Genomic DNA, 16,803 nt, shown 5'->3' with positions numbered 1-16,803 from the left:
TTTCCCAGCCTGTGCTGAGAAGATGAGCTTTTATTTGTTGTAGATCTATTCTGTATCCTCTTTTGGCATAGCACTATAAGTTGTTACATAGGAAGCTGCCGAGAAGATGTTCTGCTGATTTACACCACTGGAATCATCTCTTTTTGCATGTGCGTTTTCAAAGGCTTTAGAGCTTTTCCATGCTTCGAATGAATGTGGTCCATGCCACTGAGTCATGACAATATAAGTGTCATCCTTGATGGGACGAAGTAATCTGTAGGACTCAAAGCCTGGCTCATCCTCAATGGCATGTGAACGTTGTAAAAAGCGATGCTCGAAAACAGGGCGTCCTTCATCTGTTACAGGAATATTATTAAGAACAAAGAATCCACGTTCTTCTAGCTCATTTACCGAATCTAACACTTCAAATTTGCGAGGTGTGGCAAAAACAGATTTCCCTTCTGTTTCATGAATTAATACAGAATTTCCCTCTCCATGAATTAAGATCATATGCTCATTTGGATACTTATTTTTCAGTTGTTCTAAAAAATCACCAGTACCAGAAGTTAAATAAATATTCATCAATTTATCCTCCTTATGAATCTTACTAATTATAGCGTGATTATACCCTTTTCAGCATAAGTCTAACGCTTTGTCCAAAAAGAATCTGTCTAGAATGAACAATTTTATGACATTTCACTAGGAAAACTATACAATAACAGAGGAAGCGTTTACTATTGGAAACGGATATCAATAATAAAGGAATAAATAATACATTTTTTTCTTGACTCAGCAAAGGTTTTTTGTACTGAAATCGAAGTATAAAACACAGAAGACTCTTTCCGCTATAGAGAGTGGTGAACCCACTGATTCAAGATAAAGCCTCTGGTCGATATTGCAGATTTTGAAGAGAAGAGTAAAGAGCAAGAAATCTGGACACAATTACGCCAGGGCGTATGGATAGTAATGAATTTATCGAGGGGAAGGAATTATTCATGACAACTTTTAACGATACACTTCTGCGTGCTGCTCGTGGAGAAAAAACTACACACACGCCAGTATGGTATATGCGTCAGGCAGGACGTTCTCAGGCAGAATATCGTGCCATCAAAGAAAAATATTCATTAGAAGAAATTACACATCAACCTGAGCTATGTGCATATGTCACTCGTCTACCTGTAGAAAATTACAATGTTGATGCAGCTATATTATACAAAGATATTGTCACACCTCTTCCTGGAATTGGCGTAGATGTAAAAATTAAAGCAGGTGTTGGTCCTGTTATCTCTAATCCAATTCGTTCAGTTGCAGATGTTGATAATTTAGGTGAATTCAATGCTAAAGAGCATACACCATTTGTATTAGAGACTATTAAAATCTTGACAGAAGAGCAATTAAATGTCCCGTTGATTGGTTTTGCTGGAGCACCATTTACACTTGCCAGCTACATGATTGAAGGTGGTCCTTCTAAAAACTATAACAAAACAAAGTCATTTATGGTGTCAGAACCACAAGCTTGGTTTGCATTAATGGATAAACTGGCTGACATGATTATTGCAGATGTCACTGCCCAAATTAAAGCTGGTGCAAAAGCAATCCAAGTATTTGATTCTTGGGTGGGCGCTTTAAATGTGGAAGATTACCGTGTATTTATAAAACCAATTATGACGCGAATTTTTGCGGAATTACAAAAAGAAAATGTACCATTGATTCAATTTGGTGTCGGGGCAAGTCATTTAGCGAAGGAATGGAATGATTTACCGATTGATGTTGTCGGCTTAGACTGGCGTTTACCAATAAAAGAAGCACGCGCGAATGGTATTACAAAACCAGTCCAAGGTAACCTTGATCCATCGCTATTATTGGCAGATTGGTCAGTCATTGAAAAACGAACTAAGGATATTATCGATCAAGGTTTAGAAATGCCAGGTCATATCTTTAACCTAGGTCATGGTGTTTTCCCAGAGGTTGATCCAGAGGTCTTAAAGCGTTTAACGACACTTATTCATGAATATAGTGCACAACAAATTCAAGCTCGTTCTTAAAAAAGCGGATTCAAATGTGAAATATGTCCTTTTCTATGTACGAAATTTTCATCATAGAAAGGGGGCTGTCCAACATCATAGATTGGACAGCTTCTTTTTATCACATAATGTATAAAAACATAAAACAATTTTAGAGGTGAAAAGGGTAATGAAAGAAGTTAAAGGCTTATTGGTAATGGCATACGGGACACCTTATAAAGAAGAGGATATTGAACCTTACTATACACATATTCGTCATGGTCGCAAACCTTCGGAAGAGCATTTAGAAGATTTACGTAGTCGCTATGAAGCAATTGGAGGTTTATCTCCTTTAGCAGCAGCAACACAGGCACAAGCTGAAGCGTTATGTGCACGTTTAAATGAAGTTCAGGGTGCTGTAGAATATAAATTGTTTATTGGTTTAAAGCATATTCATCCATTTATTGAAGACGCAATAGAGCAAATGGTGGCAGAGGGCATCAAAGAAGCGGTATCAATTGTTTTAGCTCCTCATTTCTCAACATTCTCTATTAAATCTTATAATGGCCGTGCTGTGGAAGCAGCAGGAGATCGCTTAACGATTACATCAGTAGAATCTTGGTATGATGAACCTAAATTTATTGAGTATTGGAAACAACAAATTAATGATACATTTAAGTCAATGTCTGAAGAAGAACGTGAAACAGGATGTTTAATCGTTTCAGCTCATTCACTTCCTGAAAAAATTAAAGATTTAGGTGACCCTTATGAGGATCAATTAATTGAAACAGCTCGACTTATTCAAGAGGCAACTGGTTTGAAAAACGTTGAGGTCGGCTGGCAATCAGCAGGACAGACACCAGAGCCTTGGATTGGTCCAGATGTTCAAGACTTAACACGTGAGCTTTATGAAGAAAAAGGCTTCCGTTCATTTGTTTATACGCCAGTAGGTTTTGTAACAGAGCATTTAGAAGTGTTATATGATAATGATTTTGAATGTAAAGTCGTTTGTGATGAACTAGGCGCAAAATATTATCGTCCGTCGATGCCAAATACACATCCTTTATTTATTGATGCGATGGTCGATGCAATTTATAAAAAATTAAGCTAAGCGAAAAGAAAGTGATGATGTTGGTGACTCAGAAAAGACGAAAGGTAGTTGTTGTAGGTGGTGGTATTACGGGCCTTACAGCTGCGTTCTATATGCAAAAACAAGCAAGCACAAAAGAATTGCCATTAGATATCGTACTTGTCGAGTCGTCATTACGTCTTGGCGGAAAAATTCAAACACTAAGAAAAGATGGTTTTATTATTGAGCGTGGGCCAGAATCTTTTTTTGACCGTGAAAATTATGTAAATGCTTTAGCAAAGGATCTCGGTATTGAACAAAAAATCATGACAAGTAACGCAGGACCCAACTATGTTGCTGTCGGAAGCCAGTTATACCCAATACCAAGCCATCTTTTATCAGGAGAAACGCCACATATCTCATCATTTATTACATCAGGCTTGTTTTCACTAAGCGGTAAAGTTCGTGCGGCAGGTGATTTTTTTATCCCCCGCTCAGCACAAGACGATGATCAACCATTGGGGGCATTTTTTAGAAGAAGGTTTGGCGCAGAGGTTGTTGAAAATCTAGTGGAACCATTACTAGCAGGGACATTTGCAGGTGATATTGAGCAATTAAGCATGAGCTCAACTTTCCCGCAGCTTTATCATCTAGAGCAAAAATATCGTAGCTTATTAGTAGGGATGAAAAAGGCTGGAACAAATTTCTTAAGTAATGATTTTATTGATGAAAATAAAGGGATATTTCAAACCTTTAGTAATGGGCTTGAAACATTAATCGAAAGTATTGAGGAATCTCTACTTCCTGGGACAGTGATGAAAGGTGTCAAGGTCGAAGAAATTGAGCATGGAAAAGATGGGTCTGTACATGTAATGCTAAACAATTTCTCACATATTAAAGCGGATGCGGTCATTATTGCTACACCCTTTAATATGGCAGATAAGATGTTCAGTAAGTATAATTTGTTAAATGAACTAGGGACAATGAAAGCTGCCACTATCGCAACCGTTACAATGGCATTTAAAAAGGACCAGCTTGGTGATTTAGACGCACTCTCATTTTATGTCTCTCGAAATAGTGATTTTTCAATCACTTCATGTACTTGGATGAATCGAAAATGGCCGGGTACCTCACCTAATGATTATGTGTTATTACGTAGTTATATTGGTCGAGTGGGTGACGAGGCGATTGTAGCATTATCAGATACTGAGATTGAAAAAACAGTGCTACAGGATTTAAATAAAACTATCGGTATAGATGGAGAACCAATAACGACAGTAGTTACACGTTGGAAAAATGCGATGCCACAATACACCGTTGGACATGAGGCGAAGGTCCAACGGATAAAGCAGGAATTACGAGAACATTTTCCAACTGTAAAATTGGCAGGTAGCTCATTCGAAGGAATATCCATCCCAGAATGTGTGCAACAAGGTAAACATGTTGCCGATGAAGTGTTGGCGGAAATTTTTTGTTAGTAGAAGCACGATAGTACAAACATTATGTTTGTACTATTTTTTTTGAAGTAAGTTCAAAAGACAAAAAGAAATAGCAAACTAACTATTTCTTAGTTTGCTATTTCTACATCTATACATCCAATTTTCTAGATAACCTAGTTCTAAGAAATTCGATGACATGACCAAACGATACCACCAGAGTTAGCTCCACCTAGTGTAAGAGAGATAGTCAATCCATTGGCTTCATAGAACAAATCAATCGTATCTCCAGCATTTAAATTCACTTCTCCTGCTAAAGTGATTGTGCCATTTCCAAGAACTGCTCGTAAAGTTAATACAAGTGCCACATTGACGTTTAGTACAGGGAACAAGCCACTAATTAAATTTGTTGTAGCATTTTGCCTAATTGCAAATGATGGGTTTATTCCCCCTCCTAAAGTAACACTAATGGCCGCAGTAGTGGAGTAGTTAATGGTTGCTTCAAAGGAATATCTACCTGTAGTTGGTACAGTGAATATGCCAGTTGTTGGATTGAATGCAGGTGTTGTAAAGTATGGTGACGCGACACTCCAGTTAGTGATTGAAGTAGATCCACTAACAACCAACGTGTTTTTAAAGGCAGAGAATCCTTCAGTAAACGCAGGTCCAGTAGCCCCGGTAGCTCCAATAATACCAGTAGCCCCAGTTGTACCCGTAGCCCCAGTTGTACCTGTAGCTCCTGTAGCGCCAGTAGCCCCGGTAGTTCCAGTTACACCCGTAGAACCTGTGGTTCCAGTTATACCATTAGCGCCAGTAGCCCCGGTAGTTCCAGTTACACCCGTAGAACCTGTGGTTCCAGTTATACCATTAGCGCCAGTAGAACCAGTAGCTCCAGTTACACCCGTAGGGCCTATAGAACCTGTAGTTCCAGTAGAGCCGGTAGTTCCGGTAACACCAGTAGCGCCAGTAGAACCAGTAGTTCCAGTAACACCAGTAGCGCCAGTAGAACCAGTAGTTCCAGTTACACCTGTAGTTCCAGTAACGCCAGTAGCCCCCGTAGAACCAGTAACACCAGTAGAACCAGTAGGTCCAATATCACCAGTAGAACCAGTAGCCCCAGTTACACCCGTAGCGCCAGTAGCGCCAGTAGGTCCAGTAGAACCGGTAGCGCCAGTGGAGCCTGTAGCTCCGATATCACCAGTAGCCCCAGTTACACCAGTGGTTCCAGTTACACCCGTAGCGCCAGTAGTTCCAGTTACACCGGTAGCTCCGGTAGCTCCGGTAACACCAGTAGAGCCTGTAGTTCCAGTAGTTCCGGTAACACCAGTAGAGCCAGTAGTTCCAGTAGAACCGGTAGCGCCAGTAGTTCCAGTTACACCCGTAGCTCCGGTAACACCAGTAGAGCCTGTAGTTCCGGTAACACCAGTAGAGCCTGTAGTTCCAGTAGAACCGGTAGCGCCAGTAGAACCAGTAGATCCAGTAGTTCCGGTAACGCCAGTAGAGCCTGTAGCTCCGATATCACCAGTAGAACCAGTAGCGCCAGTAGTTCCAGTTACACCCGTAGCTCCGGTAACACCAGTAGCCCCAGTTACACCAGTAGCGCCAGTAGCGCCAGTAGCGCCAGTAGCCCCGGTAGCGCCAGTAGAGCCTGTAGCTCCGATATCACCAGTAGCGCCAGTAGCGCCAGTAGCCCCAGTAGCGCCAGTAGCCCCAGTAGTTCCAGTAGAACCGGTAGCGCCAGTAGAACCGGTAGCGCCAGTAGAACCGGTAGCGCCAGTAGCGCCAGTAGCCCCAGTAACACCAGTGGAGCCTGTAGCTCCGATATCACCAGTAGCCCCAGTTACACCAGTGGTTCCAGTTACACCCGCAGCTCCGGTAACGCCAGTAGAGCCTGTAGCTCCGATATCACCAGTAGCGCCAGTAGTTCCAGTTACACCCGTAGCTCCGGTAACACCAGTAGAGCCTGTAGTTCCAGTAGAACCGGTAGCCCCAGTTACACCAGTAGCGCCAGTAGCGCCAGTAGTTCCAGTTACACCCGTAGCTCCGGTAACACCAGTAGAGCCTGTAGTTCCAGTAGAACCGGTAGCGCCAGTAGCCCCAGTAGTTCCAGTTACACCCGTAGCTCCAGTTACACCCGTAGCTCCGGTAACACCAGTAGAGCCTGTAGTTCCAGTAGAACCGGTAGCGCCAGTAGAACCAGTAGTTCCAGTAATTCCGGTAACACCAGTAGAGCCTGTAGCTCCGATATCACCAGTAGAACCAGTGGTTCCAGTTACACCCGTAGCGCCAGTAGTTCCAGTTACACCCGCAGCTCCGGTAACGCCAGTAGAGCCTGTAGCTCCGATATCACCAGTAGCGCCAGTAGTTCCAGTTACACCCGTAGCTCCGGTAACACCAGTAGAGCCTGTAGTTCCAGTAGAACCGGTAGCCCCAGTTACACCAGTAGCGCCAGTAGCGCCAGTAGTTCCAGTTACACCCGTAGCTCCGGTAACACCAGTAGAGCCTGTAGTTCCAGTAGAACCGGTAGCGCCAGTAGCCCCAGTAGTTCCAGTTACACCCGTAGCTCCAGTTACACCCGTAGCTCCGGTAACACCAGTAGAGCCTGTAGTTCCAGTAGAACCGGTAGCGCCAGTAGCCCCAGTAGTTCCAGTTACACCCGTAGCTCCAGTTACACCCGTAGCTCCGGTAACACCAGTAGAGCCTGTAGTTCCAGTAGAACCGGTAGCGCCAGTAGAACCAGTAGTTCCAGTAATTCCGGTAACACCAGTAGAGCCTGTAGCTCCAGCTACACCCGTAGCTCCGGTAACACCAGTAGAGCCTGTAGTTCCAGTAGAACCGGTAGCGCCAGTAGCCCCAGTAGTTCCAGTAATTCCGGTAACACCAGTAGAGCCTGTAGCTCCGATATCACCAGTAGAACCAGTGGTTCCAGTTACACCCGTAGCGCCAGTAGAACCTGTAGCTCCAGTTACACCCGTAGCTCCGGTAACACCAGTAGAGCCTGTAGCTCCGATATCACCAGTAGCGCCAGTAGTTCCAGTTACACCCGTAGCTCCGGTAACACCAGTAGAGCCTGTAGTTCCAGTAGAACCGGTAGCCCCAGTAACACCAGTAGAGCCTGTAGCTCCAGTTACACCCGTAGCTCCGGTAACACCAGTAGAGCCTGTAGTTCCAGTAGAACCGGTAGCGCCAGTAGCCCCAGTAGCCCCAGTAGTTCCAGTAATTCCGGTAACACCAGTAGAGCCTGTAGTTCCAGTAGAACCGGTAGCGCCAGTAGAACCGGTAGCGCCAGTAGAACCGGTAGCGCCAGTAGCCCCAGTAGTTCCAGTTACACCCGTAGCTCCGGTAACACCAGTAGAGCCTGTAGCTCCGGTAACACCAGTAGAGCCTGTAGTTCCAGTAGAACCGGTAGCCCCAGTTACACCCGTAGCGCCAGTTACACCAGTGGTTCCAGTTACACCAGTGGTTCCAGTTACACCCGTAGCGCCAGTAGAACCAATAGTTCCAGTAGAACCGGCAGCCCCAGTAGCCCCAGTAGTTCCAGTTATACCTGTAGCACCAGTAGAACCGGTAGCTCCAGTTATACCCGTAGCTCCGGTAACACCAGTAGAGCCTGTAGCTCCGATATCACCAGTAGCCCCAGTTACACCAGTGGTTCCAGTTACACCTGTAGCGCCAGTAGCGCCAGTAGCCCCAGTAGTTCCAGTTACACCCGCAGCTCCGGTAACACCAGTAGAGCCTGTAGTTCCAGTAGAACCGGTAGCGCCAGTAGTTCCGGTAACACCAGTAGAACCAGTGGTTCCAGTTACACCCGTAGCGCCAGTAGCCCCAGTAGTTCCAGTAGAACCGGTAGCTCCAGTTACACCCGTAGCTCCGGTAACACCAGTAGAGCCTGTAGCTCCGATATCACCAGTAGCCCCAGTTACACCCGTAGCGCCAGTAGCACCAGTGGTTCCAGTTACACCAGTTACACCCGTAGCGCCAGTAGCACCAGTGGTTCCAGTTACACCAGTAGCCCCAGTAGCTCCAGTTACACCCGTAGCCCCTGTAATACCACCAGTAGTTCCGGTAGGTTTTACAGGCCAAACTGGACAACTTGGAATAGGCCCAGTTCTACAACAACAAGGAAAAGAATTACATTTACTACATACTCGTTTTAAATAATTTCCAAAATGCAAAGTCTCACCTCCTCTCTCAAATATCGTATTCCGAGAATTGATAGAGGAGGTAGACACATAACTATTTACTAATAGTAAATAGTAGGTTTGTTAATAAAACTTGAAGATTCATAATGACCTGCTAAATACTAATGGGTAATTTTTTGTCCTATTTATTCTAGCGATTAGAATTACTGGGAATCAGTCTGATTAGACTTTAAAGTTTGCTCGAAATACTTTTTATTGTGTAAAACCTTTGCGTCGTTTGGGATAAAGGAGCCGGCTAATTCATTGTGTGCGTTTGCGAGTTCGTATTGTTGTAGACGGTCAAATAGAACACAAAGCTGTAGGTGAGGAAGCCAAGTTGAGAAGCTTTTATTTTGAAAAGGAGCGTTAGGATTTTGTTTAATGATAAGTGCTTGTTCATACCAGAAAATAGCTTCATAATTCTTATATTGCTCCATGAAATGATAACCTAGTCGACAACAGGCCTCAGGGCGGGGTACATCGTATTCAAAGCTTCTTAATATTGCACTAAAATTGTTTTCTGGATCATTTAAATTCGAATAGCAATCCGCTAATTTAAAGCAAGCACGAATATTATCTTCCACCCAGCCTAGCTTTGACGTTAAAAATAATTCGTAATAGTAAATGGCTTCTTCAAATTGACTGTGATCTAATAACTCATTGGCAAAATAAAATGTATCTCGTGGTGATAATATTTCACCAGATTCAACTAATGTCTTATAAATCGTAATATTACGTGAATGGTCATGAGTTAATGGTAAGTGACTAACCGCTATATCGCTTTCTATTAATTCGCCACCTACTTCCAAATATTCGTGAACAGCACCAATCCATTGGAAGCTTTTTTCTTTCTTTACTAGTCGGTTTCTTCTTATTAAAGCATCTACATTTCCTTCACTATCGAAGCTGAGATTGTAATTCATTGAAACGGCATCAATAGTAGGGGAAAGAGAACTCTTTAACGCCTTAAATTTTTCTTGATCTTCTTCTAAAAAAACATCGTCTGCATCTAACCAAAGAATGTAATCCATCGTTGCTTGCTGAAAGGAATAGTTTCTGGCAGCGGCAAAATGATGGATCCATTCAAAATCAAAAATTCTATCTGTAAATTGAGCAACAATTTGTTTTGTACGATCTGTTGAACCTGTATCTACAATATTGATTTCATCTACTAAACCTTTAACAGATTCAAGACATCTACCGATGACATCTTCTTCATTTTTCACAATCATACATAAGCTGATGGAAACCACATTTTATTCCTCCTTACCATTATCCTTGTAGTATATGTATAGAAGGAAGTATTGGCTGGATGAATACAATTGAATTGTGAAATGTATTTTTATGGTTTGTCATAAATTTACCTTTCAAGTTTCACCCGAATTTCACAATTGTGAAGTATAGTAAAGGGGCAGAGGTGATAACGTTGAAAAAATGGGCATTCTTCATTTTTTCTTTACTACAAATAGTTTGGTTAGCGGGTTGTACTGAAAAATCTTATGAATCGATTGAGCGTGATCGAAATTTTATAGCTTCATTAAATATTCAAGAGCCATCATTAGACTTTATTGATGAAAATGGCCATGTATTAGCGAAGTGGTTATTTGATAGAGCTTATTCAGGGGCAACATTACTAGGGGATGATCAAGTTCTCTTATACGGACACCAATTAAATACCATTGATGTCTATACACTATCAACTGGAGAAAAGCTCTATTCTCAAAAAGTAGAGGTTGGTACAACGAATGTGTATTATGATGACAATATCAAGCAATTTTTTATAACGAATAGTAAAACTAATACAGTGACAAGCTTTGATCATGAAGGAAACGTGTTGGCCTCCAAGCGGATAGGTAATTATCCTATGTCAATGGCATCGTATAAGGATAAGCTGTATGTGATAAATTTTAAAGATACAAAATTATCTGTTTTAAATATGAAAGATTTACAAATTGAACAGGAGTGGCCGATACAAAAATCTTCACATGGAATAGCCATTGTAGACGAGACACATGAACTTTGGATAGGTGGCCATGGAGAAGGAAGTAAGCCAAATAGTTCGGTTAAAAAATATGATTTGAGCAGTGGTCAATTGCATGGTGAAATAAACATGCCATTGATGCCAGTAGGGTTAAAAAAGACAAAGGATGCTGTACTTGTTGTAAGTCATGGTCATAATGAGTTATATGTTGCTGACTTTGATGGTCATATAAAATGGCAGCAGGAAGTAGGGGCAAACCCTTTTGTGGTCAATCAATTTAAAGACTATATTGTTGTCGCTGGCTATGACGATCACAAATTACACTTTATAAAAGATGGCCAGAAAGAAAAAACAGTTGATGTCGGGAAAGGTGCTTTTCAGCTGTTAGTAAGGGAGGAAAAACAATGACAACTGTATTAATAGTTGATGATGAGCAAGATATGCGGAACCTAATAGAAATGATGCTCAATAACTCTGATATTGAAACATTTACTGCTGCAAGTGGTACTGAGGCATACGATATAATTGTACGTGAGAAAATTGATTTAGTGCTGCTTGATGTAATGATGCCGCATGAGGATGGCTTTGTTGTGTGTCAAAGTATACGGGCTATGTCCAATGTTCCGATTATATTCCTGACAGCACGTGACGCCAATGATGACAAAGTGAAGGGTCTTACACTTGGTGGTGATGATTATATTGTTAAACCATTTACACATGATGAACTAGTCGCTAGAATTTACGCAGTATTAAGAAGAAGTGGTGCAAATATTGCAGAGCTACAACAAAAATATGTTGTATTTGGTCCCATTAAAATAGATGAAATAGCACGTAAAGTATCGGTCGATGGAAAAAGTATCCCCCTTACTTTAAAAGAATTTGAACTACTCCATTTATTTATGAAAAATCCTGGAAATGCCTATACACGTGAGCAATTATTAGAACGCATTTGGGATATTGATTATGTAGGTGGGACTCGAACTGTCGACACTCATATAAAAACCTTACGCATCAAGCTTGGAAAGGAAGCGGCTGCACATATTCAAACGGTCTGGGGAGTCGGCTACCGCTTTGATCCTGGCGAATGAAAAAGATAGCCACACGTATTTGGTTGTTAATTTTTGCATTTTTAATTATTACTGTTGTTTTTATGTATGTCCTCACGAATTTTTTATACCAACGCTTATATGTACAAGATACGGAAGATACAATGGTTGAGGTTGGCCTAAAGCTACAGACAATGTATAACAATGGAAAGGTAACGGATGAATTTATTGCAGACATTGAACGTTTTAACGATTATTCAAATTTAAATATATTTGCGGTAAGAAATCCACGTGAATTAAGTGCCTGTGTTCCATTTGATATAGATTATGAAACATTAATTGGACCTGAAGAAAGACAGAAATTACTTTCTGGTAGTTATGTGCAAAAAATTGGCTATGAACCTCGTTTCGATCGACAGCTAATTTCTGTCGTCTTGCCCCTTGTCGATCAAAATAGATTAGAAGGAATCATTTACATTTATTTCCCTCTAGCCAAAATTAGTGAATTAGCTAATAGTGGGGTGATTCTGTTATTTATTAGTGCTTTCATTTTTTTAGTGGTTGTAAGCTATTTAATTTATAAAGGTATTCGGCATATTATGCGACCATTAAACGATTTGCAACTTGCGGTGGAACAGATGTCCTACGGGAATTATGAGACACGTGTACCTGTAAATTCACGAGATGAAATCGGTAAATTATCAAGCACCTTTAATAAAATGGCAGAGGCAATCCAGCAAGAGGATGAAGCACAAAAAACATTTTTAGCGACTGTTTCTCATGAGTTACGAACACCAATTAGCTATGTAAAGGGCTATAGTGAAGCAATGCAAAATGGCATCATCACAGAAAATCAAAAAGAGGAAACGATTCAGCTTATTGTTCGTGAGGCTAATCGAATGGAGAGGTTGACGAACGAATTACTTCAACTTGCCAGAACTGAAAATGAACAAACAGACATAGTAGTGTATCCAATTCCTCTGGGAGAGACTTTACGAGAGGTTCAAAAAATCTTAACACATCAAGCTGATAAAAAGAACATAACATTATATTTAGATGTGGACGATGCCTTAATTATTCAAGCGGATGAGGTAAAGCTTAAACAAATTTTCATAAATATTATTGAAAATGCTATTAATTACTCGTATGAAAATTCGAAGGTTGAAATGGTTGCTCTTGAAAAGAATGGAAGTGCACAAATCACCATCAAAGATTATGGAATCGGCATCCCACAAGAGGATATATCACACGTAACAGAGCGATTCTACCGTGTTAACAAGGCGCGGAGTCGAGCAGATGGCGGTAGTGGACTAGGTTTATCGATTGTAGAGCAATTATTAAAGCAGCTACAGGGAAGATTGGAAATAAAAAGTATTATTGAAAAAGGCACAATCGTTAAGATTACATTGCCATTAATGGAGGATTAAAAAATGAAAAAATGGTTATTTGCACTAATTGCGGTTCCTGCCTTATTGGTAGGCTGTGGAGAAAAAAAAGAAGAGGCTTTACCGGAGCCAGAAGTTCCACAAATACCAGAAGTTGAAATTTTAACACCAAAAGAAGTACCACTTAATGAAACAATTGAGCTAGCAGCACATGTTGAGCAGGGTGGTAAAAATGTCGATGACGCAGTAGTAGAGTTTGAAGTGTGGGAATCAGGGAAACGTGATGAAGGTCAAATGATTGATGGAAAATTAGACAAAGATGGCGTATATAAAGCGACAACTACATTTGATCATGATGGGGTTTATTATATGTATGCGCATACAACAGCAAATGGTGTTCATAACATGCCTAAGCAAGAAATTCTTGCAGGAAGTCCCGATATGACACAAGTTTTGCCAGAAGATGAAAAGAGCAATAACAGTATGGATAATAACATGATGAACCATGATAATGGCACTTCTGACGACACTGATCAGACTGAAGAAAAAAAAGATGAAGAAAATCATCATTAAACACTTGCAATTTTTTTAAAATAGGAATATGATAATGACCAGATGACCGGAATGGTTTTCTGGTCATTTTTATGAAAGTGTACTTTTGATGTACATAACCTAACAAGAAAGGGTGTTACTAATGGATCGTAGGCAGGAAATTCTTGAAGCAGCTGCAAAATCTTTCACATTGTTTGGCTACAAAGCAACAACAATGGAGCAAGTGGCAAAGATAGCTAATGTCGGTAAAGGTACGATTTATACATTCTTTGCAAATAAAGAGATTTTATTTCAGGAAATCGCTATGTCACTAGTTCGAGAGATGAAGGGTGAAGCGGATGCAGTGTTGGATGCATCAGCAAGCTTTATGGATAATGCACATAATGCTTTAATGAAAATGCTACAGTTCCGTGAAAAACATCTTTTATTTGCGAAGTTAATAGAGGAAGAAAAAGAACTACGTACACCAGCTGTTAAACAGGTGCTCCTACGCATCGAGACAGAAATTTTATCGTATGTTGCAGAGTTAATTCAGCGACGTATAAATAAAGGTGAAATTAGAGATTGTGATGCAGAGCTGGTTAGTTACTTACTATTAAAGGCCTATCTTGCATTTGTTGTCGATTGGCATGAGTTACACGGTGATGTGATCCCTGAAGAGAAGATTCTTAATCTTTTCAAGGAGACAATCTTTCGAGGTTTAATTCTAACTTGATTCGATTTCAATACTCACAAAAGTGTCGAATCAAGTGTTCTTTTTGCAAAGGTTGAAGGGTTTATATTTTTTTGAACAAAAATGACCGAATGACGTTTTCGGTCAAACAGTTTAGGAGTGAGGATATTATATGATTAAAGCTGAGTGGCTGAAGATCTTTAAAACAAGAAAAATGCTTGTTTCCATTATTGCTGTATTATTTATTCCAGTAATGTATGCGGGTATGTTTTTATGGGCGTTTTGGGATCCTTATGCAGGGCTTCCTAATCTTCCAGTAGCTGTTGTTAATGAGGATACTGGTGCTGAGATGGATGACGTAAAATTAGACTTAGGGGACACCTTAGTTGATAAGTTGATAGATAGCGAGCAGTTTAACTTTATAGAGGTCTCAAAAGAAGAAGCCGAAAAAGGTTTAAATAGCCGTGATTATTATATGATTCTAGAAATTCCAACAAATTTCTCTGAGCATGCTACAACATTATTAGATGACAAACCATCAAAATTGGTTATGAACTACATTCCAAACGAAGGGCTAAACTTCCTTGGTGCACAAATTGGTGAGACTGCAATGGATCGTGTCCGTGCAGAAGTAAATTCACAAGTTTCAGCAACTTACGCTGAAAAATTATTTGATTCTATTGCAACGCTTGGTGATGGCTTTACAGAAGCCGCAGATGGCTCTAATAAGCTTGATGAAGGTGCCCAAAAAGTTGCGAACGGTGCAAAAGATTTAAAAGGTTATCTTGAACAGCTAGCATCAAGTACAGTTGAACTATCAAATGGTACAGATAAATTAACAAAAGGTGCTGGAGATGCTGCAAAAGGTGCGAATGATTTATCTAGTGGTTTAGTTAAACTTCAAGATGGTACAGTACAATTACAACAAGGTGCACAGCAAGCTGCCAATGGTGCAACTAGCCTTGAGCAAGGATTATCACAATATACACAAGGTGTTGCTAAAGTTGGGGCAGGTTTAAACACTTTAAATGATAAACAGCAACAAATTAGTGCAGGTGCAGCTTCTATTGCTGAAAATGCAGGTGCATTAAATGGTGCAGCGAACCAATTAACTGCTGGTTCTGCTAAGGTAGAAGCAGGTATTACAGCGTTATCCAACCAGTTACAAACAATGATGGCTTCAATGCCAGAGGAACAAGCAGCGGCATTAAAGCAAACATTAGCAGAGCTACAAGCAGGTAGTACTAGTGTGCACAATGGTTTAACATCATTATCTGCAGGTACAGAAAAATTACAAGCAGGTGCTAATCAAGTAAGCTCAGGTGCAGGTCAAATTGCAGCAGGGCAAGCTGAGGTGCTAGCAGGTGCTAATGCACTAACAGCAAAAAGTAATGCTTTAGTGGAAGGTGCCAAAGGTCTACAAGCAGGTAATGCAACATTAGCTGCAAAATTAGGGGAACTAAATGCGGGTGTGAATACAGCTGTAACAGGCTCTAAAACATTGGCATCTGGTTTAAATGAATTAGCGAATGGTACAACGACATTAAATCAAGGTACATCTACCCTTGCTTCAAAATCTGGTGAGCTAGCACAAGGTTCAGCAACACTTGCAGATGGTTCTACAGAACTTGCTGACGGTACGTCTACATTATCAGGCAAATTAGGTGAGGCAAGTGAAAAAGCAAATGAAGTAAAAGCTAATCAAGACACTTACGACATGGTAGGTAGTCCAGTTGAAGTTGAAAAAGAATCAGTCAACCATGTTCCTAACTATGGTACAGGTTTTGCACCATACTTTATTTCTCTAGGTTTATTCGTAGGTGCATTATTAATTTCAATTGTGTTCCCACTTGTTGAACCAGCTATTCGTCCAAAAAATGGTGCATCTTGGTTCACAAGTAAAGTGACTGTTTTAGCAGTCGTAGGTTTAGTGCAAACAGTACTAACAGTAGTTATTGTTAAATGGGGTCTAGGACTTGAAGTAAATAACATGGGCCACTTTATATTAACAGCATTATTAACAAGCTATGTATTTTTAGCATTAATCCAGATGCTAGTTTCGATCTTTGGTGATCCAGGACGTTTCATGGCAATTGTTGTATTGATTTTGCAATTAACAACAAGTGCAGGTACTTTCCCACTTGAATTAATTCCATCACCATTACAAGTATTTAACAAACTATTACCGATGACTTATACGGTTCAAGCATTTAAAACAAGCATTTCTACTGGCGATACGTCATTCTTAATGCAAAACTATGGAGTTTTAGCTGGCTTCTTAGTAGCATTCTTAGCCATCACATTCGGTTATTTCATGCTACTGCATAACAAACGTTACTCTAAAATAGCTGAGGAAAACTAAAATAGTTGAAGCACTCACCAACTGAGGTGGGTGCTTTATTTTGTCTTTAAACGCCAAAAAACAACAGCTGATATGAGCGTATCAGCTGTTGTTTTGTAAGTGTAAGAGATTTAATTAAAGGTTCATCATAAAATAT

The 16,803-nt window shown here is 40.6% G+C and carries 12 protein-coding genes; 9 read left to right on the top strand and 3 right to left on the bottom strand.

The window, feature by feature from the left end; genetic code table 11:
- Positions 1 to 45: 45 nt before the first annotated feature.
- On the bottom strand, positions 46 to 561 hold the full coding sequence (locus MKX57_RS20025) for an antibiotic biosynthesis monooxygenase (RefSeq protein WP_008173317.1): 516 nt from the start codon (positions 559 to 561) through the stop codon (positions 46 to 48).
- 413 nt (positions 562 to 974) lie between these two features.
- Between MKX57_RS20025 and hemE the strand changes: the two genes are divergently transcribed.
- The 3 genes from hemE to hemY all read left to right on the top strand — a co-directional run bounded on the left by hemE (position 975) and on the right by hemY (position 4,529).
- Positions 975 to 2,024: a uroporphyrinogen decarboxylase gene (gene hemE / locus MKX57_RS20020; protein ID WP_096364806.1), complete on the top strand. Its 1,050-nt coding sequence runs from the start codon at positions 975 to 977 to the stop codon at positions 2,022 to 2,024.
- Positions 2,025 to 2,172: 148 nt separating this feature from the next.
- Positions 2,173 to 3,093, top strand: a complete 921-nt coding sequence (hemH, locus tag MKX57_RS20015; RefSeq protein ID WP_107922682.1) for a ferrochelatase — start codon at positions 2,173 to 2,175, stop codon at positions 3,091 to 3,093.
- Positions 3,094 to 3,107: 14 nt separating this feature from the next.
- Complete coding sequence (gene hemY, locus MKX57_RS20010) at positions 3,108 to 4,529, top strand: protoporphyrinogen oxidase (RefSeq protein ID WP_008173311.1); 1,422 nt, start codon at positions 3,108 to 3,110, stop codon at positions 4,527 to 4,529.
- Between the two features lie 140 nt (positions 4,530 to 4,669).
- Here hemY and MKX57_RS20005 read toward each other — a convergent pair whose 3' ends face one another.
- Both MKX57_RS20005 and MKX57_RS20000 read right to left on the bottom strand, forming a co-directional pair.
- A complete protein-coding gene (locus MKX57_RS20005; RefSeq protein ID WP_342550557.1) occupies positions 4,670 to 8,662 on the bottom strand; it encodes a collagen-like protein in 3,993 nt (1,330 codons plus the stop codon).
- A 170-nt stretch (positions 8,663 to 8,832) separates the two neighbouring features.
- Positions 8,833 to 9,921, bottom strand: coding sequence for a glycosyltransferase family 2 protein (locus MKX57_RS20000; protein ID WP_043989571.1), 1,089 nt, complete (start codon positions 9,919 to 9,921; stop codon positions 8,833 to 8,835).
- Between the two features lie 164 nt (positions 9,922 to 10,085).
- Between MKX57_RS20000 and MKX57_RS19995 the strand changes: the two genes are divergently transcribed.
- From MKX57_RS19995 to MKX57_RS19970, 6 genes are all read left to right on the top strand, one after another.
- The gene (locus MKX57_RS19995; RefSeq protein ID WP_233301547.1) at positions 10,086 to 11,057 is read left to right on the top strand and encodes a YncE family protein; all 972 of its coding nucleotides are present in this window, start codon (positions 10,086 to 10,088) and stop codon (positions 11,055 to 11,057) included.
- Positions 11,054 to 11,737, top strand: coding sequence for a response regulator transcription factor (locus MKX57_RS19990; protein WP_008173305.1), 684 nt, complete (start codon positions 11,054 to 11,056; stop codon positions 11,735 to 11,737). Before MKX57_RS19995 ends, MKX57_RS19990 begins: the two co-directional genes overlap by 4 nt.
- Positions 11,734 to 13,122: an ATP-binding protein gene (locus MKX57_RS19985; RefSeq protein WP_096364808.1), complete on the top strand. Its 1,389-nt coding sequence runs from the start codon at positions 11,734 to 11,736 to the stop codon at positions 13,120 to 13,122. The genes MKX57_RS19990 and MKX57_RS19985 overlap by 4 nt, the downstream gene beginning before the upstream one ends.
- Before the next feature lie 3 nt (positions 13,123 to 13,125).
- Complete coding sequence (locus MKX57_RS19980; protein ID WP_008173300.1) at positions 13,126 to 13,653, top strand: FixH family protein; 528 nt, start codon at positions 13,126 to 13,128, stop codon at positions 13,651 to 13,653.
- 121 nt (positions 13,654 to 13,774) lie between these two features.
- Positions 13,775 to 14,347, top strand: a complete 573-nt coding sequence (locus tag MKX57_RS19975) for a TetR/AcrR family transcriptional regulator (protein ID WP_008173298.1) — start codon at positions 13,775 to 13,777, stop codon at positions 14,345 to 14,347.
- A gap of 130 nt (positions 14,348 to 14,477) precedes the next feature.
- Positions 14,478 to 16,667, top strand: coding sequence for a YhgE/Pip domain-containing protein (locus MKX57_RS19970; protein WP_342550556.1), 2,190 nt, complete (start codon positions 14,478 to 14,480; stop codon positions 16,665 to 16,667).
- Positions 16,668 to 16,803: the final 136 nt, after the last annotated feature.

This window comes from Lysinibacillus sp. FSL M8-0216 (genome assembly GCF_038595555.1).
GTDB classification, from domain to species: domain Bacteria; phylum Bacillota; class Bacilli; order Bacillales_A; family Planococcaceae; genus Lysinibacillus; species Lysinibacillus fusiformis.
Note: the sequence above shows the minus strand (reverse complement) of the source record. Positions and strands in the feature narration are given on the sequence as shown.